Source organism: Tolypothrix sp. PCC 7601 (assembly GCF_025677855.1).
Classification (GTDB): Bacteria; Cyanobacteriota; Cyanobacteriia; order Cyanobacteriales; family Nostocaceae; genus Aulosira; species Aulosira diplosiphon.
Genome location: NZ_CP064879.1, coordinates 507,045 through 530,494 on the forward strand (window position 1 = coordinate 507,045; position 23,450 = coordinate 530,494).

The following is a 23,450-nucleotide window of genomic DNA, read 5'->3' on the forward strand; positions in this document are numbered from 1 at the left end:
CCCCATTCCCCATTCCCCATTCCCCATCCCCTAATACGGTGTCGCCTGAATCGTCATTGTTCTTTTTTGCGGATTAAACTGGATTTGCTCCACCACATATTGTCTATCTTTAGCCACGGACTGAATACCAGATAATAAATCTGAAGAAACTACAGGTGGCCCCAGCTTCACTTCTGCTTGACCTTGAACAGGGTTTTTAATCCTCAAAGTATCTAAAGGTAAACCACTCCAAGTCATTACTTTAGCTGTGTAACGTTGCCTTTCACCCCGGATAATCATCCGTCCATCAGTTCTGTAAGCTTTAGCACTATTCCTAAATGCTACTTTTTCAATTTGATTTAAAGGAATTAAGTAAGTTTTTCTATTACGCTGAATCGTTAATTTTTGCCCTTGAGCATCTATACCAACCACCTGACCACTCTGTGATCCGCCTTTCTTCAAATTAATAGCTGCCATCTCTGGTAAAGCTATTGGTAATGCGATTGACTCTGATTGTACTGGTGTTTGTGCTAGCAAAACATTTCCTGTCTTGACTTCTTTACCAATTGCAGATATGGTGTTTCCTGCCAGCACTCCTGCTGTTGCCAAGACTCCCACAACTATTACTTTAAAAAAAGCAGTCATAGTCTTAACACTGTTTAATTACGTATTAATTCTTTGTTTAACTTCCTTACTATTTACCAAATTTCCGTAAAATAACGGAAAATAATTTGATTGATTTAAGGAATTGTCAAGGGTCAAGGGTCAAGAGTCAAGGGTCAAATATTTACTACTTATTTCTCTCTGCTCCCTGCTCCCTGCCCCCTTGCCTTTTTTCTATCCAATCTCTTGCTTTTGGAGTGCTTCTGTGAGTTCAGCCCCCAATCCCACCTCAGACCCGAACATTTTAGGTAAGTTTACAAGTGTACTTGGTTTACTAGGTGCGGCGCTGTTCTTTGCAGGCTGGATTTATCGTTGGTCATATTTCTATTTTTTTCAGCTAGAAGTTGCTAACCTCGATTTACCTGCACAGTCGTTTCTCATGGTTCCCCTACAAATCTTCTTTGGGGATGGTTGGGCGATTGGCAAAACTGCGATCGCTTTTTTGTTAACTGCGATCGCCATTAACATTACCCTATGGTTAATTAGAATCATCAGCGAAGCGGTAGTTGCTACTCTCAACCACTTGCTATCACGTCGCATCATTCCCGCTACCCAACGTCAGCAGACAAAGAGAGCTAAATTGCTGAATTCTCTGGCGGTCTACAGTTCTGTACAATTGCGTTCTGTAGATTTTTTGCGTTCTTTAGTCAATGAAATTGTCATCGTCTCTTGGGTTTTAATTACAATATTCTGGTTAGCTAAGTGGCAAGGCATTACAGATGCTCGAAGAGATGCTAGTCAAAATTCTACTTTGCCTGTAATTGCCCTAATATCACCAGAAGAGAAATTTGTCGCGGGACGCAAACTAGATGATGAGTTTACTGATCCGCCATTAAAAGGTTACAAAATCATTGGTGACAGAGGACTATTTGAAGATTTACGCGGTAGAGAAGATACTGATACCAGCAACCCCAACCAACCGAGAATTTGGCGCTTACTGCTAGAACGAGGCGGCTGGATTTATTTATTTCAAACTTTACCTCTAAATGCCACACCTAGCGATCGCCCAGCAGTGATTGCTATTCAAAACAGTGATAAAGGACATTTGCTCATTCGCAGTCCAGAAGTTTCTAAAACTATCGTTCCTTGAGTTGTGTTAAGCGCAGCGTAACTTGTCGGGGAAGGGGGAAGGGGAAGGGGAAGAAAAAACCTTTAAGGGACTTCCAAATAAAAAAATATCCTAGTATTTATTGTGGGGCGGGCAAGATGTCCGCCCAGTTTATTTGGCGGGCATCTTGCCCGCCCCACAAGATGGAATAATTTATTTCTTGGAAATCCCTAACCCTTAACCTTTCACCTTTTCCCCAAAACCAATTTTGGTTTCAAAACGCTTAACCGATATCTCGGTGTTGGGTTTCCTTACGCCAACCCAACCTACTCATCTGGTAGAAATTCGCCATTAAGAGGCGATCGCGAGAGATTACGCATAATTACAGAATTATCACCCAAAATATTGTTAAAAAAAGCTAAAAATTTGTTATTTTCCCTGAACCGAAATCCACCTATTTTAAGACAAGCTAACAGTAGCACCGCAAAATTCAAAATGAATGCAGCAAAGCATTTCATTGTTGGAGAATTGTTGATTTATTTACGCGGTGCTGTAGTGGCAAAGTTTATGAGGAGTGAAGCTATTATATGACCTTACCTAAACGCTCATCTCGGATTCTCGAAAAAGCTTTACAGAGAGCTTCTGGAATGCAAGCTATTGATCCAAATCTTGATTTTGGCAGTTCTAACAGCTTGCAAAATATGCAGCAAATAATTGAAGAATTACGCAATAAACTCAACGCTCATAACACAGCTTTGGCTGTAATAGATGCCTCCAAAACTGATATTGACAAATTAGAAAAAACCTTGAGCGTTGTATGTGAAAATATGCTGATGTCTGTTGCTGGCAGATACGGAAAAGAAAGCGCTGAATATGTGCAAGCTGGTGGTGTGCTAAAGAGCGATCGCATCCGCAAAGGTACTATTACCCGCATAAAATCAGGTGTAGAGAAACCACCTGTTGAGCCGATAGAAACAGCATAAGCTTTCGGATGTTGACTGTTGACGGTTAACAATCAACATTAGATATCTGGGAAAAGGGAAAAGGTTAAAGGGGAAGGGGAAAATACAAAACCTTTCTCCTTTGCCTCTAATCCCCACTGCGTTGTAGAGACGCGATTAACATTGGTGTCAACTTAACGTGAAACCCGCTTTGTGCAAAGGTTTTGCCCTCACCCCCAGCCCCTCTCCCAGCAGGCTACGGTGTACACAGAAGTCTTGAAATCCTACCTGGAAGGGAGTTTTAAACTCAGATAAAAATCGCTCAAAACCTGTCATTGCGAGCGAAGCGTTCGCGTAGCGTCTCGAAGAGAAGCAATCCCAGCACCAAGCGATTGCTTCGTCGTTCCTCCTCGCAATGACAATTTAAGGGGGTTGAAATCCCTGAAACGTATGCGGAGAGTACTTGTGTGTACACCGTAGCTCCCAGCAGGAGAGGGGAGCAAGAGATTTAATTCCCCTTCTCCCTGAGGGAGAAGGGGTGAGGGGATGAGGGCGAGGGTTTTTGTACAAAGCCCGTCCTATATAGCTTTTAGCTTAAGTTGACACGTATGCGCTATTAATCGCGTCTCTACTGAAATAGCATTTTTATCAATTGGCAATTGATAGCAAACACCAAAAACCCAATTACCCATTCCTAAAACCCTAATTTCTCCAAAACTGGCTTTGTCGAAACAATATGTTTATCTAAACCCAATTCTTGAGGACTAACGCCTAACGCCAAAGCAATTAATTGCGGTAAATGTAATACTGGCAAACCCAGCTTCTTTTCAATTACCTTTTCTACTTCTGGCTGACGAGAGTCTAAATTTAAATGACACAAAGGACAAGGGGTAACCATACAATCAGCACCAGCCGCCAAAGCATCTTGAATATGTTTCCCCGCCATTTGAAAAGATTCGGTAGTGGCGTAACTAGATAAAGGCCAGCCACAACATTGTGTGCGTCCTCGGTAATAAACTGGTTCTGCACCTACAGCCCGAAACACATTTTCCATCGCTTCTGGGTTAAAGGGGTCATCATAAGGCATGGATTTTTGGGCGCGGAGGAGATAGCAACCATAAAACGCCGCACATTTTAGCCCACTCAACTTGCGGGTAACGCGTTTGGTAATCTCTGCTAAACCGTAATCTGTGACTAAGGCATAAAGCAGATGTTTAACTTCTGTATTACCGCGATAAGGTAAACAGCCTTCTTTTGCCAATAATCCATTCACTTGCTCAATATATGCTGGATTTTTGGTCTGACATTCTTTGAGCCGTTCATCAACATGACCGATGACACCTTGGCAAGTGCTGCAATGAGTTAGTAAAGGTAAATTCAACTCTTCAGCTAAAGCAATATTGCGCGCATTAACTGTATCTTCTAACAGTTGGGAATCTTCTTTAAAAGTACCCGAACCACAGCAAGCGGCTTTTTTCAGTTCAATTAATTCAATACCTAAAGCCCTGGTTAAAGCTTGAGTTGATTGGTACAGTTCCCGACAAGCACCTTGAGCAACACAACCAGGAAAGTAAGCGTATTTTAGACTTTGAGATAGCATAGAACTATAGCAGGTTGAGAACAATTGCCCTCAACAATAAATTTTTGATCTTCCCTTGCCAGTGTACATTGGAAGGCTATGTATCGGGATTTGGACATTGTAAAAAAAATCGGTAAGAATTGCAAAACAGAGACATGTTGAGAGTATATGCAATTATCTTGCGAATTCTATTGCCCTAGCTTGCTCCCCAGGAGCAGGTTGAGCAATTTTCACGCAGAAAATGCCTCAGTAACATCCCCAGCATTATCTAGCATGGTTTGGTGCCTAAATGCTCATTAAGAGTTGTTTTATGCGGCAATTACACGTGGTCAGGTTTTGTTTTGGGAAAACTTTGTGGCAGTATACGGGCGATCGCGCTTTCCGATAAGATGTATATGCTCAAAACAATGTCGCCCACAAAGAACAGATCATAGCAACTGGTTAAGGAAATTTTATCTATGAGCCAAGAGAACACTTTTGAAAGAGTGAAGAAAGTCGTTGTCGAACAACTAGGTGTTGAGGCCGATACTATCAAACCAATATCTACATTTGTTGATGATTTAGGAGCTGACTCCTTAGATATCGTGGAGTTAGTAATGGCTTTTGAAGAAGAATTTGATATTGAAATTCCCGATGAATCCGCTGAAAAGATTTTGTCGGTTCAAGATGCAGTGGATTATATCAACAGCAAAGCTCCTACATCTGCCTGAACGGTATTTGGGGATCGGGGATTGGGGATCGGGGATTAGGGATTGGGGATCAGGAAAAATTTAACTTAAATCTTTCACCCAGTCCCCAGTACCTAGTACCCAGTCCCCAATCCCCAGCCCCCAGTCCCTAATTACTAGTCACCTTTTTGCTGCTTTCTCGCCACCTTTAACTGAGTCATGACAGATTATAAACGTAAACGCGTTGTGGTAACTGGTGTTGGCGCGATTACACCAATTGGCAATACACCAGCACAGTATTGGGAAGGATTGTTAAGCGGTCGTAATGGCATTGATTTCATCACCGCTTTTGATGCCTCTCGCCATGATTGCCGCATTGCTGGTGAAGTCAAAAACTTCGATCCACATATTTATTTAGAGCGCAAAGAAGCCAAGCGCATGGATCGGTTTTCCCAATTTGGGGTGTCAGCGGCAAAACAAGCTATATCTGACGCGCGTTTAGAGATTAATGAACTGAATGCAGAACAGGTCGGTGTAATTATTGGTTCTGGTATTGGCGGTTTGAAGGTTTTAGAAGACCAGCAAACAGTCTACCTAAACCGCGGCCCCGATCGCTGTAGTCCGTTCATGATTCCGATGATGATCGCCAATATGGCGGCTGGATTAACAGCTATTCATACCGGAGCCAAAGGGCCAAATTCCTGCTCTGTAACCGCTTGTGCAGCAGGTTCCAATGCCATCGGCGATGCTTTTCGCCAAATTCAATGGGGTTATGCCAAAGCCATGATTTGCGGCGGCTGTGAAGCAGCAATTACACCATTGGGTGTAGCTGGATTCGCTGCAGCCCGGGCACTTTCAACCCTCAATGACCCAGCTAATGCCTGCCGTCCATTTGACCGCGATCGCGATGGATTTGTCATGGGTGAAGGTGCGGGAATTTTGGTGCTAGAAGAACTCGAACATGCTTTGAGTCGAGGCGCTCACATTTACGCAGAAATGGTCGGTTATGGGATGACCTGTGATGCCTATCACATGACTTCCCCAGTTCCCGGTGGATTAGGTGCAGCCAGAGCCATAGAAATAGCCCTGAAAGATGGGGAGCTAACCCCAGAGATGGTGAACTATATCAATGCTCACGGCACCAGTACCCCAGCTAATGATTCCACGGAAACAGCTGCGATGAAAAAGGCCCTAGGCGATTCTGCCTATAAAGTAGCCATCAGCTCTACCAAATCAATGACAGGTCATCTTTTAGGTGGTTCTGGAGGTATTGAAGCCGTAGCAACAGTACTGGCCGTCGCCAACGATCAAGTTCCACCAACAATTAATCTTCAAAATCCCGATCCAGAGTGTGACCTGGATTATATTCCTCACACCAGCCGCGCTCAAGAAGTCAACGTGGCATTATCCAATTCCTTTGGGTTTGGCGGTCATAATGTGACCCTAGCCTTTAAGAAATACCTCTAAGGGACTTCTAGTCAATAAATTATCCCTTTGCTGTGGGAGCAGAGGAGGCGGAGGAAGCAGGAATTTTAGATTTTAGATTTTGGATTTTAGATTTAAACCTAATCCAAAATCACAAATCCAAAATCCAAAATTGATTTTCCCCATGCCCAATGCCCCATGCCCAATGCCCCATGCCCAGATAAAGCAAATTTTGCCTATGATCTTTGCTCTCAAAATTGGATAATTTAATTGCTGGAATTCTTTAGAACATCACCAATTTATCTGCTGGTCGCTCTGCCGCAAGTTGGTGGTAACAGTATCATCGATTTCATTTCCAACTAAATCAACGGTTCAAAACAACCCAATTATTAGCTGGATTTATCACAGTCATCACTAAATATCCCGCTTGTCCATCAACAATTGGCAGTGGGATGATAAGAATAGGGGGAATGTCAAAACAATCAGGCAATCAATTTGGACAAAATCCAAGCTTTTTTTGCCTCCCCGGTAACTGTGTGAGCTACCAAGAGTGCTAACCCGTCGTTAAAAACAATCTTATTTATGGCTGTTGCAACCCAATCCCTCGAAGAACTATCTATTAACTCGATTCGCTTCTTGGCTATTGATGCCGTAGAAAAAGCAAAATCGGGACACCCAGGGCTGCCGATGGGCGCTGCTCCGATGGCTTTTGTACTTTGGGATCGCTTTATGCGGTTTAATCCCAAAAATCCCAAATGGTTTAACCGCGATCGCTTCATCCTGTCTGCTGGTCATGGCTCGATGTTGCAGTATGCCCTGCTGTACCTTTTTGGTTATGACAGTGTAACTATTGAGGACATCAAGCTATTCCGTCAGTGGGAATCCAAAACCCCTGGACACCCAGAAAACTTCATGACTGCTGGTGTAGAAGTGACTACCGGGCCTCTGGGTCAAGGGATTGCCAATGGAGTTGGTTTTGCGATCGCAGAAGCTCACCTAGCGGCTAAATACAACAAACCCGATGCCAACATTGTTGACCATTACACCTACGTAATTTTGGGTGATGGTTGCAACATGGAAGGTGTTTCTGGTGAAGCTTGTTCTTTCGCAGGACACTTGGGATTAGGCAAACTGATTGCTCTGTACGATGATAACCACATCTCCATTGATGGTTCTACAGATGTAGCCTTCACCGAAGATGTTTCTAAGCGATTTGAAGCTTACGGCTGGCACGTTCAACATGTAGAGAACGGCAACACCGACCTAGATGCGATCGCCAAAGCAATTGAAGCTGCGAAAGCTGTTACCGATAAGCCTTCTTTCATTAAGGTCACAACCACCATTGGTTACGGTTCCCCCAACAAAGCCAACACCGCTGGCGTTCACGGTGCGGCTTTGGGTACAGATGAAGTTGCATTAACCCGCAAAAACTTGGGTTGGGAATATGAACCTTTCGTAGTTCCCCAAGATGTCCTCAGCCACACTCACAAAGCTGTCGAACGTGGTGCAGGTTACGAATCTGAATGGAACAAAGCTTTTGCTGATTACAAAGCTAAGTATCCCCAAGAAGCAGCTGAATTTGAACGTTACCTAAGCGGTAAATTGCCTGATGGCTGGGATAAAGTACTACCCACCTACACCCCCGAAGACAAAGGACTACCCACCCGGAAACACTCCGAAACTTGCCTCAACAAACTTGCGGCAGTATTACCAGAGTTAATCGGTGGTTCCGCTGACTTAACCCACTCCAACTTAACCGAACTCAAAGGTAAGGGCGACTTCCAAAAAGGACAATACCAAAACCCCAACATCCACTATGGTGTACGGGAGCATGGTATGGGTGCAATTGTCAATGGTATCGCGTTGCACAGTTCCGGCTTAATTCCCTACGGCGCTACCTTCCTGATCTTCACAGACTACATGCGCGCACCCATCCGCTTATCTGCTTTGTCCCAAGCCGGTAGTATTTGGGTAATGACTCACGACTCCATCGGTCAAGGTGAAGACGGCCCCACCCACCAACCCATCGAAACCCTGGCTTCCCTGCGTGCTATTCCTAAACTGACAGTGCTTCGCCCCGCAGACGGTACAGAAACCTCTGGTGCTTACAAAATAGCAATTGAGAGAGCAAAGGCAAATGCTCCTACTTTGTTAGCGTTAACCCGTCAAAATGTTCCTAACTTAGCAGGTACCTCGATTGAAGGTGTAGCTAAGGGTGGATACATTGTGGTAGATAGCGAAGGCACACCAGATATCATCCTGATTGGTACTGGTTCAGAATTGAGCCTCGCTGTGACTGCTGCTGAAAAACTCACAGCCGAAGGTAAGAAAGTTCGCGTTGTTTCCTTACCTGCATGGGATTTGTTTGACGCACAAGATGCAGCTTATAGAGAGTCTGTATTACCAAAAGCCGTCACCAAGCGTTTGTCTGTAGAAGCAGCTTCTAGCTTCGGCTGGCACAAGTATGTAGGTAGTGAAGGCGCTACCGTTAGTATTGATACATTTGGTGCTTCCGCGCCTGGTAATGTTGTCCTAGAGAAGTTTGGCTTTAGTGTTGATAATGTATTAGCTAAAGCAAAAGAATTGTTGGGTTAATCGCAACAGCAAATTCTTGGAATTCTCTTGTAGGGTGGGCATCTTGCCCGCCTTTTTTTAATGGCAAAGTAAATGAATTAAGAGAAATTATAATTGGGGTAATAGATTCAAAATCAAAGAATATTATGCCAGAAGTTTATGGATATCAAGAAGCTCTGTTGGAGAGAATATCAAAAATTGTTGAACATTTGATGCAAAAGGATAGTAGCTACCAAAATTATTTAGATAAAAATAAAGCGATTCAAATAATATTTAAATACTACTCTGAAAAAGTTGCTATTGAGGACTTGAAAGCTATGTCTGATTTTAAATTAACGAGTTTTATTGAGGCAGATATGATGACTTTGTTATTGATTGAAGGAGAAGAGGATATAAATAATCACTTTTATTAGAGTTTATTTATCAAGTAAACATAAAATTAATGTAGGGTGTGTTAGGCGCTGATTTCCAATATAATTTGTCACGAAATAACTATCCTAGCGCCTAACGCACCATCCACGCGACGGTGCGTTACGCACGCCCAACAAAAATAAAATCCCCACATCAATGATGTGAGGAAAAGCTTGTGTGAGTCATTACATAAGTGTCCTACCACTCCCGAGTTTAAAATTCACAGGCAGAACAAATATCTACCTAAAGCATTAATTCTCAAAATTTGTGGTATTACAATTTTGGTGAATTCAATAGGATTGCTATAGAAATTTGCCAACAAAAATCTGGTGAGAAATTCAGGTAATAAACCTCAGACTAGATAAATAGTATTCGGTACGATCGCAAAGAAAGCGTACTCATACCAAGCAGTCCAAATGAAGCTACGAAGCCAACGTTGACGCTTTTGGGGGCTGATTTCGTATGCAAAAGCCCCAGCCGATGCATCAATAGATGAAAGGTGAGAGTTGCAACCACAGCCATGTTGATAGGTAAAACCGTATTTAGCAGCAATGCTTTGTACCCTCATTTGGATAGCAAATACTTTACCCGCGTGTAATACAGCATCCCAAGAACGTTTGTGTTCTATATCGCGCTTGTCAAATCTTAAAGCGCGTTCTTCAAACACATGATCTCGATAAATTGGCGCTAGATGGACATGATAAAAGCTGGCGGGTAACTCATAACCAAATTCTTCAAAAAGTTCGATGCCAATGCGCGCTACTTTTACCTCATCGGCATACTCTACACCCTTTGACTCGACATCGCGGAGAATTTCTGCAAAGTTGGGATAGCTACTAATCAGGAAATCTTGACCGTAGAATTCTAGGGTTTCTCTGGCTAACTGCCCAAATAACTGAGAAAAAGTAGGTTTGAAGTGAGCTAAATCTGGGCGATCGCTAAATAAGTCTACATCACCATGTTCCAATTTGTATTGAAACAACTGCGCCATCTCAACATAGCATTGTGGATCGCACATTCCCACATCAGCCACCCCTCTGGCGATATTTTGCCACACAGCAGGTAGTTGAGAAACAGTCACCGCATTTTCACCAGCAATGACCGTCACGCTAGGAGCTTCCAGAAGCTGCATATCTATTCTCCTTTCAGATATTAAGCTGCAATTTACACTAAGCGATCGCTTTTTTATTGTTCTCGACAGAATTAAAAAATCTTTGACAGACTGTCTTTTTATACGAGATGCAACTTTACTTCATCGTCAAAGTATCAAACTGTGCGCTTATATACCATCAGGGAAATTTGCGGTGCAGGCCATAGACTATTTGGTAATACGACAACCCGTCTTTTGACAGTAACTCCACTGTTATCGAGAATTGTCACACACCTCGATTTAAGCAGTGGTAAAGAAATGCTGTTGTTTGTCAAATCAGCCGCGATTGGTGTAGCTAAAAGCCTTCAGTGGATCGCAATGATGGCAATTCCCCTGACTGCTGTTTTAGGGAATGATGGTGTAGCTTTAACTGCCAATGGTCAAACCCAAGAAGTAAGTATTAAATTTAACGCCAAAGTCGGCAAACTGCCTTTTGAGTGTGGTAGAAGCTACGTTGGTTTAGGCAAACCAGCAACAAAAGTCACTTTCTCTGACTTTAGGTTTTATGTATCTGATGTTGCATTAGTTGATAGTAACGGCAAAACTGTACCCGTAACTTTAACCCAAGATAATAAATGGCAATATCAAAACGTAGCCTTGCTAGACTTTGAAAATAAATCTGGTGCTTGTGCAAATGGCACAGTAGAGACACGTAATCAAGTTATTGGCACAGTACCCAAAGGCAATTATCAAGGACTGCAATTTACTCTGGGTGTACCCTTCAATCTCAATCATGCTGATGTTGTGACAGCGCCATCACCACTGAATTTGACTTCACTTTGGTGGAATTGGCTATCGGGGTATAAATTTCTGCGCCTGGATTTGGCGAGTCAAAGTCTAGGCGCAAGTCCAAAGGATGATCAACATAGTCATCACGGACAAGGTTTCCCCATTCACTTGGGTAGTACTGGTTGTCAAGCTGCTGAAGGTAGTCAAAAACCCGCAAGTTGTAGCAATCGTAATAGAGTCAAGTTATTTTTTACGAAGTTTGATCTGACAAAGAATGTAATTATTGCCGACGTTGCAGCATTAGTAGCAAATACGAATTTAGCAGCTAATCAGCCCAATAGCCCACCAGGTTGTATGTCATCCCCTGATGATGGTGATTGCGCTGGAATTATGGCTAATATTGGTATCCCATTTGCTAATAAACCTACTGCTGGGCAAGCATTTTTTAGAGTGGAATAAAGCGATTTTAGATTTTGGATTTTGGATTTTGGATTGGTTACAAAAACAGTAGTGGCGTGTCTAGCCTTAAGTAGTGCATTAGTCAAACTCTTGTGGGATGGGCATCTTGCCCGTCCTGGGCGGACAAGATGTCCACCCCACAAGAAAATTATATTGCCACATTTTAGCCTTGCCGCGCCAGTAGGATGCGTTACGCTACCGCTAACGCATCATTGGCGGCGCTAAAATTGCGTTAACCAGTAATCATTTATCTTAAATATTGTGGCTAGCTAATGGAGAAAACTTAGTGGAATTTTTATCCGATTCCGTAGTGCTATCACGGATGCAGTTTGCGCTGACAGCCATCTTTCATATGCTTTGGCCTGTGCTGACTACAGGGATGGGCATTTATTTGGTGATTGTAGAGGGATTATGGCTCAAAACTCGTAATCCAGATTACTATCTCCATGCCCGATTTTGGTCTAAATTCTACGTCCTAAATTTTGGCATTGGTGTCGCCACTGGTATTCCAATGGAATTTCAGTTTGGTACTAACTGGGCCCCTTCTCGGAAGCTGTAGGCAATTTTTTTGGCAGTGTAATTGGGTTTGAAGCTTCTTGGGCCTTTATGCTAGAAGCGGCTTTTTTGGGAATTATGTTATTTGGTTGGGAAAGAGTAAATCCTACCATTCACTATCTTTCCACCATCTTGGTTGCTTTTGGTGCCAACTTGTCAACTTTGTGGATTTTGACAGCCAATTCTTGGATGCAAACACCCGCAGGTGGAGAAATGATCAATGGCAAGTTTATCGTTCACGATTATTTTCAGGCAATTTTAAATCCTTTTATGGTCAATAGTGTGCTGCATATGTTTTTTGCCACACTAGAGACATCTTTGTTTGTGATTGGTGGTATTAGCGCTTGGTACATTGTCAAGCAGCGCCATACAGCTTTTTTTAGTAAGTCTTTGAAGATTGCTTTAGCAGCTGCGATCGCAGTTGCACCATTACAAATATATATTGGGCATTTAAGCGGCGAGCAAGTTTATCACTATCAACCCACAAAACTGGCAGCAATGGAAGCCCAGTGGGAAAGCACACCCGCCGGACAACCTGCTGATTGGAGTTTACTCGCTATACCCAATGTTAAAGCCGAGAAAAATGATTGGGAAATTACCATTCCTAACGCTTTGGGATACATTTTGGAATTTAAACAGAATCTTTCCCAACCAGTACGCGGTTTAAAAGAATGGCAACCAGAGGATCGTCCGCGCATGGTAGGTTTAATTTATTACGCCTTCCGGGTGATGATTGCGATCGGCTTTTTCTTTGCTGGTTTAATGCTACTGAGTACCCTGCAATGGTTGCGAGGTAAACTTTCCGCCGAAAATATCGCGCAGCAGCGTTGGTTGATGTGGGCTTGGGTATGTGCTGCACCTTTAGGATACATTGCTGTAGAATCTGGTTGGATTGTGCGTTGTGTGGGCAGACAGCCTTGGACACTTTACGGACAAATTCGCACCGTTGATGCGGCTTCTCGGTTACCAGCTAGTAATGTCTTAGTTTCACTGACTAGCTTTGCCTTAGTTTATACCCTGTTATTTATTGCCGCGATGTACTTTGGTAGCCGGATTATTCGCACAGGGCCAAATTTAGAACTACCAATTCCTGGGGTAGAAATTACCAAACCCGCAATAGATACTACTCCTGGGGAGTTTGTACCCGATGAGCGTCCTGTAGAAGCACAACAGTAGGAGATGATATGGAGACGCTCGAGTATTTTCTGCCGCAAGTCTGGTTTGTAATCCTAGCTCTGTTTCTCTTCCTCTATGTCATGCTAGATGGATTTGATTTAGGGGTAGGTATTTTGTCTCTAACCTCCTCTGATGAAGAACGTCGGGGAATTTTGATGACTAGCTTAAGCAACATTTGGGATGCTAATGAAACTTGGCTAGTCCTCATGGGAGGAGGTTTATTTGGGGCTTTTCCTTTAGCTTATGGCACAATTTTAAATGCCTTGTATATCCCGATTTTCGTGATGGTGTTTGGGTTTATTTTTCGGGGTGTCGCCTTTGAATTTCGGGAATTAGCTAGACGCAAATTATTTTGGAATTTCGCTTTTGGTGCAGGAAGTTTTGCGGCTGCACTCGGTCAAGGTTTCGCTTTGGGTGCAGTACTCAAAGGTATTAAAGTGGATGAAACTGGACACTTTATCGGTAGTACCTGGGACTGGTTCAGTTTACCTTCAGTGTTGGTAGCATTGACCTTAATTCAAGCATACGTGTTGATTGGTTCTACTTATCTCGTGTGGAAAACCACGGGGGAATTGCAAGCAACACATTATAAAACAGCCAAAATTGCAGCTTGGACAACTCTCATAGGTGCGGTGCTAATTACAATTACCACACCAATAATTTATGAAAGTGCCAGAACTCGGTTGTTTCAGCAACCCCTAGTTTATATCTTTGCGCTCATACCCATACTGGGAGTACTGTTGATTTGGCAACTTTTACAAAGTCTGAATCTTAAGCAAGAACGAGCGCCTTTTGTCTGGACTATTCTGCTGTTTATCCTGTCATTTATTGGCTTAGGCTTGATTGTCTTTCCTTATATCATCCCACCACAAATTACGATTTATGAGGCAGCTGCCGATCCCAGTTCGTTGGTGATCATGATTATTTTTATCGGCTTTCTCATCCCTGTAATGCTGTTTTATAACCTTTACCAGTACATTGTATTTCGAGGTAAGGTGACTGGCGGTAACTACAGTGAATGATGTATTGCCATGAAATTATCTCGCTGGTTTACCCTCGCTATCATTTTTTTATTATCCATTTGTCTGTCAGTCGGACTGGGTAAAGCTTTCTCTGCTTCCTCAACTTCCGATTATGACTGGAATCTGCCAACTTGGATGCCAAAGCCAATTGTGCCAGCAGATAATCCGATGAGTGCTGCAAAGGTGAAATTGGGAAGACACCTGTTCTATGAGCAGCGCTTATCAATTACAGGTGAATTTTCTTGTGCATCTTGTCATATCCAGTCACTAGCCTTTACAGATGGTAAACCAATAGCTGTGGGAGCCACTGGCGAAAAACACCCGCGAAATTCTATGAGTTTGGCTAATATTGCCTACAATCCGGTGTTGACTTGGGCTAATCCTTTGATCACAAAGTTAGAAAATCAGGCTCTTGTGCCCATGTTTGGCGAACATCCAATAGAAATGGGTATGGTAGGAAGGGAAACACAAATATTGGCTATGCTAGAAAGCGATCGCCAATATCGGCAAATGTTTACTGCAGCTTTTGGTAAGGGAAAGGATGCAATTAGCCTCAGCAATCTCACTAAAGCCTTAGCTAGTTTTGAACGCACTCTCATTTCTGTTAACTCTCCCTACGATCGCTATCGCTTTGGCGGCGATGCTCAGGCGATTTCTGACGCTGCTAAACGAGGCGAGAAATTATTTCATAGTGAAAGTTTGGAATGTTTTCATTGTCATGGTGGTATTAACTTCAGCGATTCTGTGATTCACGAACGCCTAGCTTTTGTAGAAATCGCCTTTCATAACACTGGACTTTACAACATTGATGGTAAAGGAGCTTATCCACCTGATAATACAGGTGTTTATGCAATTACTGCCAAACCATCTGATATGGGTAGGTTTAAAGCTCCGACTCTCAGGAATATTGCTTTAACTGCTCCTTATATGCATGATGGCAGTATCGCTACCCTGGCGGGAGTTATCGATCACTACCAAGCAGGTGGTAGAACAATTCATACAGGAAAGTTTGCCGGAGATGGCAGTAAAAATCCTCTCAAAAGTGAGTTTATTTCCGGTTTTAAATTATCTGAGAGCGAAAAACAAGATTTACTGGCATTCTTGCACAGCCTGACTGATGAAACCTTTACTCACAACCCCAAACTAAGTAATCCTCACGGGGATAAGTCCGGCAGATCTGTCTTTTGATAGATAAAAAATATACCAAACGGATGAGTCAACTCTGATATAAGTCAGTCGATAATAACGATCGCTGGTATATTACTTTTTAGCCCGCCCTGAGGTGACTCAGGGTTTTATATTGCCCAGAATTCTCTTTAAAGAAATATTACATTAAACTACGGAATTTTCTATTGCAGTCATAGTGTAAATTTGCGATTGTCATAGAAGTTTCAGAGTAGTAAAGTGCTTGAAGTTTTGCATCTTACCGAGTTATTACAGAGAAATAAGTAAATACAGATGCATTTAAATTACCAAGTATTGAAACTTTCAGGGTCACTTAGCTAAATATTTCACTGAATTAAATAGGTTATCTAAGTAATGACGAATTCTTCTAGAGCCACTAGACTATGTTTTCAAAGAGATGATACAACGCCAGAGGACTTACGTTGTAATACTTCCATCTGCTCACGGCAAGTTAGAATCAGTTCGCTCAGAAAAACCGTAGTTACCAGCTATGGTTTTTTTTTGCGAAAAAATACTAAGAATTATTACTGGTAACATTTTTCTTTACATACCCTTTGTTAGTTTCAGTAAAAGCACGGGAAAAATAACATGGAACTGGATAAGGTATACATAAAAATTATGCTGTGTTCCTTACTCCAGGCTGGTTACAACCAATAATGTAATTGTGGAGTTATACAATGATTGAAAACTTGATATACATCACAAACAAAAATACAGATGCATTAATAGACATATTATTTGGGTTTTACTTAGATGGTGACGCGATAGATAGACAACAAATAGAACGCGAACTGATCGATTTAGGCAAAAAGCATCAGCTTGGTGGTAGCAATGAATTAGTCCAAAAATTGCGGAAGTTAGCAGCAGATAGAGGATTGTAGGCTATTGTCGGTTTATTGCCAAATTAGAGCAAAATAGTCAAAATAGACATAGTTACGCCATGATTTTGACATTCTTTTGTCAATTCCAGGTGCAATACTTACTATTACTATAGAATTCCTTATTGATTTTTGAAAATCTACGTAGTCTTTTCTCACCGAGAATACGTCATCACAGCTTTGAGAAGGTGCGGGATAAACTCCGTATCCGAATACTGAGATTGTTGTCAAAAATCAAATCGAATTGCTATATAAATTTTCCAGCCAGTGTTTACCTGCTGTGGCTGATTTCTTATATATCTTTGATTTTCCCATCGTCTGTGCAGTATCAATGCACACCCAGCCCTCAGATTGTATCTGAGGGCTTTTTTTGCCCTTAAATGTAATATTTATGACCTGAAAATTTGCCAGATGCAATCAATTTTTTAACGCTAAAATTAAAAAATATATTTTGTGGAATCAGGAACAATATATACTGAAATTTACTCAAATCTCATAAAAAACACTCTACCAAAAGATAGATAAAGCAGTTAATCATCCAAAAAGCTGCAAATATCAAGCAATAATCTAAACTTTAAAATTTGATAATGAAAATAGCTTTCGTAGTAGGGTATTTCCCCGTCTTGTCGGAAACATTTATTGTTAATCAAATTATAGGTTTGATTGCCCGGGGACATGATGTTGATATCTATGCATATCAACCAGGTAATACCGTGCAATTGCATCCAGATATAATTAAATATCAGTTACTAGGACGGACAAAATTTCAACCGTCAATCCCACAAAATTTCTTTTGGCGGTTGCTGAAAGCGGTAAAATTAATCATTGCTAACTTTCAGAAAAATCCCTTAGTCTTGCTGCGATCGCTAAATGTTTTCAAATATGGTAGATGGGCAGCTTCTCTAAGACTACTCTACTCAGTTATCCCATTATTAAACACAAAAACCTACGATATAATTCACTGTCAATTTGGGACATTGGCACGGGAAGGGATGGCGTGGCGGGATATGGGCGCGATTAGGGGTAAGCTAATTACTTCGTTTCGCGGTTATGATATTAGCTGGTTTGTCCATGAATATGGAGAACATATTTATGATGAACTGTTTACTAAAGGAGATTTTTTCTTAGCTAACTGCAAATATTTTCAAACCAAAGCCCTCAGTATTGGTTGCGATTCCCAAAAAATTGTTGTGCATGGTTCGGGAATTGATTGTAGTCAGTTTCAATTTAAAACCAGGCTACCACCTGAACCCAAAGGCAAAATTTATCTGGCTACAACTTGCCGCCTGATACCGAAAAAAGGTATAGAATACAGCATTCGTGCAGTTGCCAAGGTAGCGAAGATTTATCCTGATATCGAATACAACATTATTGGCGATGGCTATTTAAGAGATGAGTTAGCACAACTAATTCAAGATTTAAATGTTACTGAACAAGTAAAACTTTTAGGCTGGAAAAATCAGCCGGCAATTATTGAAATTTTAGATCAAGCGCATATTTTTCTGGCTCCTAGCATCACAGCTGATGATGGTAATCAAGATGCTCCCCTCAACACCTTAAAAGAAGCAATGGCTATGGGTTTACCAGTCATCAGTACCCAACATGGTGGTATCCCGGAACTAGTAGAAGATGGGATTTCCGGTTTTCTAGTTCCAGAGAGAGATGCGGATGCGATCGCAGAAAAATTAACTTACCTCATAGAACATCCAGAAATTTGGTCACAAATGGGTGCAGCAGGCCGCGCCTATGTGGAAACACACTATGATATGAACAAGCTCAATGATGAGCTAGTACAAATTTATCAACAAGTAATTGCTAATAATTTACCTCTACTACAACCAACTTTAGCTGTAGCAGGCAGGCTGAACTATGAAGCCTCAGGGAGTTAACGCATAGATGAATTTACCAGATATACCCCAAGTAACTATTGTTGTGGTTCCGCGAGAACGTTTTAGCTACACTCAGGAATCTTTAACCAGCGTCTGGGAGCATACGACTTATCCATTTAAATTAATTTACGTAGATGTCAATTCACCTGCTCATATTAGAGATTATCTTGCAGAGCAAGCAGCGCAAAAACAATTTCAACTGATTCGCACCGAAAAATATTTATCTCCTAACTGCGCCAGAAATCTTGGTTTGCGAGAAGTTAGCAGTAAGTATGTGGTTTTTCTCGATAACGATGTAGTTGTTACTCCTGGTTGGCTAGAAGCATTGATAGAATGTGCCGAAACGACAGAAGCAACTATAGTCGGCCCCCTTACCTGTCAGGGTACACCAGTACATGAAGAAGTACATTGTGCAGGTGGGGAAACTGGGGTGAGGGAAGAAACTAAAGGTGAAACCACAAGACGGCGGATTATTGAAAAGATTTATCTTCAAGGTAAGCGAGTAGTAGATGTGCAACCCCAGCTAAAACGAGAGGAAACTGGGTTAGCAGAGTTCCACTGTGTGCTGATCCGCACAGAAATATTCCAACAAATTGGTTTTTTGGATGAAGAGTTACTTTCTACCAAAGAACATGTTGATTTATGTATGTTAGTAAATGCAGCTGGCGGCACAATTTACCTCGAACCTGAATCCATCGTGACTTACGTTCCAGGGCCGCCATTAGAGTGGACAGATCTACATTACTATATGTTGCGGTGGAGCGATCGCTGGGAATTCTCTAGCCTGAAACACTTACTACAAAAATGGAACCTCAGCGAAGACGAATATTTTCAGAACAGGTATAAACGCTTGGGATCAAGACGGCATATGACAATTGTCCACCCCTTTGCGCGCAAATTTCCCGTCGGGAACTTTGGCTTTCGGGTAGTGAGTAAAATCCTGCGTCTGCTGGATCGGGTATTAAACCGTTGGATTACAACATGGTAAGATGTGCGATCGCGCCTTTACCACTTAACTAAGTATTTTGGACTCATAATTGAGTTTGGGGAAAAGGTTAAAGGGGAAGGGTCAAAGGTATTGTCTTTCCCTTTCCCCATTCCCCCTTCCCCTTTTTCCCCACCTATGTATACCAATTTGAAAAAAGAATACGACAAATATCTGACCTGATGAATCTTTTTATATGTCGTAAACATTCTTCAAATCGGTATTAGTTAGCAATTGGTAGATTTTTAAATGCTGCTGTATCTGGCACAAACAGGTCTACGTTTTTGACACCATCAGGAACCCTAATCCAGACATAAGCATCGGCTGATGCTTTGGGACGCAATTGTGCTAAAGAAACAGTTCCTGTTGAGCGATTTGCAGAAACTCCTTTATAGGTTTCACTGGTGTCAGGATTACGCGCAGTTGTATTCGCAATCGATATGATATCGCTACCACCAACACCATCCGTAGCTTGGCGACGGATACGCATCTGTAAATTTATCACGTCACGGTTTGCGGTTTCGGGGTCTTTAATCCGTTTTGCTGAAAGTATCTCAACTTCAGCCTTATTCCCAAAAGCAGGCTGCACAAATTGTCCAGGCTGAATCGCATTTGCCGAGGTAGCCGCGGGTGAGGGTGTTGTTTCTGGTGATGCTGATGCTGATGCGGTTGTTTCTGGTTCCGGGGGAACTGATTGTTTGGTAGAAATTGGAGGAACAGTATTAGTTTGTGTGCTAGTGCTAGTAGTATTTAGCGTCTGTCGCAGCGTGAACACTTCGTAAGCTGCATAGCCGCCACATAACAAAGCGACAGTAGAAAGGAATACTGCCACACCTGATAGAAATGTACTCACGCCATTACCTCAAATTCATCTTTCGTTTCCAGCAATTTTTACCTAAATAGAACACATTGTAGAAACACAGCAGTGCTGTGGCCTGATAATAAATGTGTTGCAAATACATAAAAACTACTGTCAATACAGGTTTGCTAACCTATCGCCTTTATAATGCCATAAATGTTGAAAATAATACATTTAACTAGGTTCGGATCTGTCTAATGTAACAGGGAGAAATCGTGAAGCGACAGCAGGATTTAAATTCACAGCTATCTGAAGTTATTTATACACCTGAGAGCCGCCTGAGACATCCCATTCAATTAGGTAAACAAATGTGGCGCGACTTGTTAGCTTCGCGGGAACTGGCTTGGCGGCTACTATTCCGGGATATTAGCGCTCAGTATCGTCAATCGTTTTTCGGTATAGCTTGGGCTTTTTTGCCACCAATAATTATGGCAGCAGGATTTACCTTAGCTCACGATGCTAATGTAATTAACATTGGCGCTACAGATTTACCCTATCCAGCCTATGTGATATTCAGCACTGCATTATGGCAAACATTTGTCGAAGCTTTAAATGGCCCAGTGCAAGCTGTAAGTGTAGCCAAACCAATGTTAGCCAGAGTCAATTTTCCCCGAGAAGCATTGATTTTGGCAAAAATTGGCGAAGTATTTTTTAACTTTGCTATCAAGTTAATTTTAATTGTGGCGTTGTTTATCTGGTTTAAAATTTCTGTAACTTGGACAGTAATTCTCGCACCTGTGGCGTTAATTAATTTAGTTTTACTCGGAATATTTATTGGGCTTTTATTAGCTCCTTTGGGGATATTATATCAAGATGTATCCAGAGGTTTAACTTTAATTACAGGCTTTTGGTTATTTTTAACTCCCGTAGTTTATCCTGTACCAAAACAAGGAATCTTCGGTTTTTTAGTTCAGCTTAATCCTGTGACTCCGCTATTAGTCACAGCCAGAGAATTAGCGACAACAGGTGTGATATCTAATTTTTCTGCATTTTTGATTGTTAGTGCCATTACTTTAATAGGATTAATCGTAACTTGGATTGTATTCCGGTTAGCTATGCCATTTGTCGTAGAAAGAGTCAGTTCGTAATTTGTAGTTCGTAATTCGTAATTTAGATAATGCTTGATGAGATTCAGCCTCAAGATTCCGATTTGTTGATTTCTGTAGATAATGTTTCTAAAAAATTTTGTCGAAATCTCAAGCAGTCTTTGTTATATGGCGTGCAAGATATTTGTACAGAAATCATCGGCGGAAATCGGAGAAGTGATACTCTACGTCCTCAAGAATTTTGGGCGCTAAAAGATGTAAGTTTTCAACTACGCCGGGGAGAAGCTTTAGGATTGGTAGGCGCAAATGGAGCCGGAAAAAGTACATTATTACGCATTATTAGTGGCTTGATTAATCCTGATACTGGCTATGTCAAAGTTAGAGGAAAATTAGCACCGTTAATTGCTTTAGGTGCAGGATTTAATCCGATTCTCACAGGGCGAGAAAATATCTATGCTAATATGTCAATTTTGGGTTTATCAACACCAGAAATTACAGCGAGATTTCAAGATGTGATAGACTTTGCTGGAATTGCTGATGCGATTGATGCACCTGTACAAACCTATAGTTCCGGAATGGCTGCAAGGTTAGGTTTTGCTTGTGCTGTACATATAGAACCCGATATTTTATTAATTGATGAAGTTTTGGCGGTTGGGGATATCAATTTTCGGGTGAAATGTTACCAAAAACTAGCACAACTAAGGCAAGCAGGTACAGCTTTTATTTTAGTTTCCCATAATCCCCATGTGGTTTTAAATGTCTGTGAGAATTCTCTGTATCTTGCTCAAGGTAAATTAATTCAAGCTGGAGAGACTGAAGCAGTAATTCGGCAATACGAAGAGGATTTAAGTTTAGCTGGTGCAGACACAGTTTTAGGAGTCATGTATTTACCAGAAAAACCCGAAAGCGAAAGTTTAGGAGTAGATATTATTTCTCTTTGTTTTAAGGATGAACAGGGTAATATATTAACTGCTCCCCTTTGTGGAGAACCAGCCTATTTATGCGTAGAATGCAAAGCTTATAGAGAAGTTGAATATGCTAATTTAGGCGTATTAATTACAGCTTTATCTGGACAGAACGAGCGAGTTTTATATATAACTTCCGCCAGCGATAATGAACCTTTAAAAATATTACCAGGTAGAATAGAAATCCAAATGCAGATGCCTTATGTTTGCTTGTTAGCTGGTGTATATACAGCCAAAATCTACATTAAAGAAGGTGTCTGTTCTTTTGATGTTGTCGAATCATTCCGATTTACTGTCAAAGCCAGCAAAATTACCAGTCGTTCTTTATTTTATCAACCAAGAAAATGGCAAGTTTTGAATAAATAATATAGCAGTTTGTCAAAAGTCTAAGAGACGCGATGAATCGCGTCTGTACAAGAGTCAAAAGTCAAAAATTATTTCTCCCAGTCAACAGTCAACAGTCAACAATCAACAATCAACTAATCACACTATTTTCATCGAGAAAATAATCTCTGCTAAAGCTTCTGCGGGGTATTTGTCTACCAGACATAGCTTTGAGTTTAGATGTAAAGGAATCGGTGCGATCGCTAATTTCGGGAGTAAATTGTCCAATGGGACTATGATTGGCTGCAGCGGGGAGAAACCGAGGAGAATTATTACTAGCTTGTGCAACAGCGTATTCAGGCTGCACACTTGGCTGTTCATCGGGGACAAATGCTGCTGTTTCTGCTGGTTTTTCTGGTTGAGGTACTACTTTTACAGGCGGAAGTTGTCTTTGATGATAGTCATGATTAACTTTGGTAGCTGATGCATCGCCTGTGGGAGATGATAAATGATAACTAGTTTTTTCTACAGAGAGGTTTTTCTTAGCTGGATATAAAACTGGTGATGGAATTGCGGTTAAGCTTTCAGGAAATTTGCTACAAATTAAGCGCTCAAATTCCATATTGAAATGATAAGTAGCCTGGCCTTTTCTGTGCCAGAAATTTAAAATTTGTTGTACGGAAACTGCTTTATAACGACCTTGATACAATGCTTCTATGACTGCAATATGTAGCCATTCAAGTGGGTAATGGGTTTTCCAACGCCTAATTAGCTCACTGGCGCTATAACCACTCAGGTCAAAGCTATAGTGAGTTAATAAGGCAGTGGCTAAATCGGGAAATGTGTCTGTAACTGGTGTTACCATTGAACTATTAGCTTCAGACATAAGTTAAAAATTTTACCCATTACAAATAGGCTAAAGTACTTTTAATTACAAGGG

Annotated in this window: 19 protein-coding genes and 1 pseudogene; 15 read left to right on the forward strand and 5 right to left on the reverse strand. The window is 41.5% G+C overall.

What is annotated here, in order from left to right; all coding sequences use genetic code 11:
* Positions 1 to 30: 30 nt before the first annotated feature.
* Entirely contained in the window at positions 31 to 624 is a 594-nt protein-coding gene (locus HG267_RS01905; RefSeq protein WP_045869826.1) for a hypothetical protein, read from the reverse strand.
* A 223-nt stretch (positions 625 to 847) separates the two neighbouring features.
* Here HG267_RS01905 and HG267_RS01910 point away from each other — a divergent pair, with 223 nt between their 5' ends.
* Both HG267_RS01910 and HG267_RS01915 read left to right on the forward strand, forming a co-directional pair.
* Complete coding sequence (locus HG267_RS01910; RefSeq protein ID WP_045869827.1) at positions 848 to 1,732, forward strand: hypothetical protein; 885 nt, start codon at positions 848 to 850, stop codon at positions 1,730 to 1,732.
* A 545-nt stretch (positions 1,733 to 2,277) separates the two neighbouring features.
* The gene (locus HG267_RS01915) at positions 2,278 to 2,673 is read left to right on the forward strand and encodes a hypothetical protein (protein WP_045869829.1); all 396 of its coding nucleotides are present in this window, start codon (positions 2,278 to 2,280) and stop codon (positions 2,671 to 2,673) included.
* 652 nt (positions 2,674 to 3,325) lie between these two features.
* Here HG267_RS01915 and HG267_RS01920 read toward each other — a convergent pair.
* Positions 3,326 to 4,231, reverse strand: coding sequence for a CoB--CoM heterodisulfide reductase iron-sulfur subunit B family protein (locus tag HG267_RS01920; RefSeq protein WP_045869830.1), 906 nt, complete (start codon positions 4,229 to 4,231; stop codon positions 3,326 to 3,328).
* Between the two features lie 437 nt (positions 4,232 to 4,668).
* Between HG267_RS01920 and acpP the strand changes: the two genes are divergently transcribed.
* The 4 genes from acpP to HG267_RS01940 all read left to right on the forward strand — a co-directional run bounded on the left by acpP (position 4,669) and on the right by HG267_RS01940 (position 9,290).
* On the forward strand, positions 4,669 to 4,920 hold the full coding sequence (gene acpP, locus HG267_RS01925) for an acyl carrier protein (RefSeq protein WP_045869831.1): 252 nt from the start codon (positions 4,669 to 4,671) through the stop codon (positions 4,918 to 4,920).
* A gap of 177 nt (positions 4,921 to 5,097) precedes the next feature.
* Positions 5,098 to 6,345 carry a beta-ketoacyl-ACP synthase II gene (gene fabF, locus HG267_RS01930; RefSeq protein WP_045869832.1) on the forward strand — a complete coding sequence of 416 codons (1,248 nt, stop codon included), beginning with the start codon at positions 5,098 to 5,100 and terminating at the stop codon, positions 6,343 to 6,345.
* Between the two features lie 540 nt (positions 6,346 to 6,885).
* Complete coding sequence (gene tkt / locus HG267_RS01935; protein WP_045869833.1) at positions 6,886 to 8,898, forward strand: transketolase; 2,013 nt, start codon at positions 6,886 to 6,888, stop codon at positions 8,896 to 8,898.
* Between the two features lie 125 nt (positions 8,899 to 9,023).
* Positions 9,024 to 9,290 (forward strand): hypothetical protein, encoded by a 267-nt coding sequence (locus HG267_RS01940; protein WP_045869834.1) that lies wholly within the window; start codon positions 9,024 to 9,026, stop codon positions 9,288 to 9,290.
* Between the two features lie 350 nt (positions 9,291 to 9,640).
* Here the strand turns inward: HG267_RS01940 and HG267_RS01945 are convergent, their stop codons facing one another.
* Complete coding sequence (locus HG267_RS01945) at positions 9,641 to 10,420, reverse strand: hypothetical protein (RefSeq protein WP_045869835.1); 780 nt, start codon at positions 10,418 to 10,420, stop codon at positions 9,641 to 9,643.
* A 213-nt stretch (positions 10,421 to 10,633) separates the two neighbouring features.
* On the opposite strand from HG267_RS01945, the gene HG267_RS01950 reads away from it, so the two are divergent.
* From HG267_RS01950 to HG267_RS01980, 7 genes and pseudogenes are all read left to right on the forward strand, one after another.
* Positions 10,634 to 11,626 (forward strand): MbnP family copper-binding protein, encoded by a 993-nt coding sequence (locus tag HG267_RS01950; RefSeq protein WP_263420022.1) that lies wholly within the window; start codon positions 10,634 to 10,636, stop codon positions 11,624 to 11,626.
* Between the two features lie 286 nt (positions 11,627 to 11,912).
* Positions 11,913 to 13,357: pseudogene (locus tag HG267_RS01955) on the forward strand (cytochrome ubiquinol oxidase subunit I).
* Between the two features lie 8 nt (positions 13,358 to 13,365).
* A complete protein-coding gene (gene cydB, locus HG267_RS01960) occupies positions 13,366 to 14,379 on the forward strand; it encodes a cytochrome d ubiquinol oxidase subunit II (RefSeq protein WP_045869836.1) in 1,014 nt (337 codons plus the stop codon).
* A gap of 9 nt (positions 14,380 to 14,388) precedes the next feature.
* Entirely contained in the window at positions 14,389 to 15,567 is a 1,179-nt protein-coding gene (locus HG267_RS01965; RefSeq protein WP_045869837.1) for a methanobactin export MATE transporter MbnM, read from the forward strand.
* Positions 15,568 to 16,241: 674 nt separating this feature from the next.
* The gene (locus tag HG267_RS01970) at positions 16,242 to 16,445 is read left to right on the forward strand and encodes a hypothetical protein (protein ID WP_045869838.1); all 204 of its coding nucleotides are present in this window, start codon (positions 16,242 to 16,244) and stop codon (positions 16,443 to 16,445) included.
* A gap of 584 nt (positions 16,446 to 17,029) precedes the next feature.
* Positions 17,030 to 18,331 carry a glycosyltransferase gene (locus HG267_RS01975; protein ID WP_045869839.1) on the forward strand — a complete coding sequence of 434 codons (1,302 nt, stop codon included), beginning with the start codon at positions 17,030 to 17,032 and terminating at the stop codon, positions 18,329 to 18,331.
* A gap of 7 nt (positions 18,332 to 18,338) precedes the next feature.
* Entirely contained in the window at positions 18,339 to 19,319 is a 981-nt protein-coding gene (locus tag HG267_RS01980) for a glycosyltransferase family 2 protein (RefSeq protein WP_045869840.1), read from the forward strand.
* Between the two features lie 220 nt (positions 19,320 to 19,539).
* On the opposite strand, the gene HG267_RS01985 is transcribed toward HG267_RS01980, so the two are convergent.
* Positions 19,540 to 20,169 carry a hypothetical protein gene (locus HG267_RS01985; protein WP_045869841.1) on the reverse strand — a complete coding sequence of 210 codons (630 nt, stop codon included), beginning with the start codon at positions 20,167 to 20,169 and terminating at the stop codon, positions 19,540 to 19,542.
* Positions 20,170 to 20,390: 221 nt separating this feature from the next.
* On the opposite strand from HG267_RS01985, the gene HG267_RS01990 reads away from it, so the two are divergent.
* Together HG267_RS01990 and HG267_RS01995 are read left to right on the forward strand one after the other, a co-directional pair.
* On the forward strand, positions 20,391 to 21,263 hold the full coding sequence (locus HG267_RS01990; RefSeq protein WP_045869842.1) for an ABC transporter permease: 873 nt from the start codon (positions 20,391 to 20,393) through the stop codon (positions 21,261 to 21,263).
* Positions 21,264 to 21,292: 29 nt separating this feature from the next.
* Complete coding sequence (locus HG267_RS01995; RefSeq protein WP_045869843.1) at positions 21,293 to 22,552, forward strand: ABC transporter ATP-binding protein; 1,260 nt, start codon at positions 21,293 to 21,295, stop codon at positions 22,550 to 22,552.
* Between the two features lie 109 nt (positions 22,553 to 22,661).
* On the opposite strand, the gene HG267_RS02000 is transcribed toward HG267_RS01995, so the two are convergent.
* Positions 22,662 to 23,396 carry a hypothetical protein gene (locus HG267_RS02000; protein WP_228045471.1) on the reverse strand — a complete coding sequence of 245 codons (735 nt, stop codon included), beginning with the start codon at positions 23,394 to 23,396 and terminating at the stop codon, positions 22,662 to 22,664.
* Positions 23,397 to 23,450: the final 54 nt, after the last annotated feature.

Excerpts from the sequence above, each read along its gene's own strand:
- HG267_RS01965 (WP_045869837.1), top strand. The coding sequence starts at position 14,389 with ATGAAATTATCTCGCTGGTTTACCCTCGCTATCATTTTTTTATTATCC.
- HG267_RS02000 (WP_228045471.1), bottom strand. The coding sequence starts at position 23,396 with ATGTCTGAAGCTAATAGTTCAATGGTAACACCAGTTACAGACACATTT.
- HG267_RS01980 (WP_045869840.1), top strand. The coding sequence starts at position 18,339 with ATGAATTTACCAGATATACCCCAAGTAACTATTGTTGTGGTTCCGCGA.
- acpP (WP_045869831.1), top strand. The coding sequence starts at position 4,669 with ATGAGCCAAGAGAACACTTTTGAAAGAGTGAAGAAAGTCGTTGTCGAA.
- HG267_RS01905 (WP_045869826.1), bottom strand. The coding sequence starts at position 624 with ATGACTGCTTTTTTTAAAGTAATAGTTGTGGGAGTCTTGGCAACAGCA.
- tkt (WP_045869833.1), top strand. The coding sequence starts at position 6,886 with ATGGCTGTTGCAACCCAATCCCTCGAAGAACTATCTATTAACTCGATT.
- fabF (WP_045869832.1), top strand. The coding sequence starts at position 5,098 with ATGACAGATTATAAACGTAAACGCGTTGTGGTAACTGGTGTTGGCGCG.
- HG267_RS01995 (WP_045869843.1), top strand. The coding sequence starts at position 21,293 with ATGCTTGATGAGATTCAGCCTCAAGATTCCGATTTGTTGATTTCTGTA.
- HG267_RS01945 (WP_045869835.1), bottom strand. The coding sequence starts at position 10,420 with ATGCAGCTTCTGGAAGCTCCTAGCGTGACGGTCATTGCTGGTGAAAAT.
- HG267_RS01940 (WP_045869834.1), top strand. The coding sequence starts at position 9,024 with ATGCCAGAAGTTTATGGATATCAAGAAGCTCTGTTGGAGAGAATATCA.
- HG267_RS01915 (WP_045869829.1), top strand. The coding sequence starts at position 2,278 with ATGACCTTACCTAAACGCTCATCTCGGATTCTCGAAAAAGCTTTACAG.
- HG267_RS01920 (WP_045869830.1), bottom strand. The coding sequence starts at position 4,231 with ATGCTATCTCAAAGTCTAAAATACGCTTACTTTCCTGGTTGTGTTGCT.
- cydB (WP_045869836.1), top strand. The coding sequence starts at position 13,366 with ATGGAGACGCTCGAGTATTTTCTGCCGCAAGTCTGGTTTGTAATCCTA.
- HG267_RS01975 (WP_045869839.1), top strand. The coding sequence starts at position 17,030 with ATGAAAATAGCTTTCGTAGTAGGGTATTTCCCCGTCTTGTCGGAAACA.
- HG267_RS01970 (WP_045869838.1), top strand. The coding sequence starts at position 16,242 with ATGATTGAAAACTTGATATACATCACAAACAAAAATACAGATGCATTA.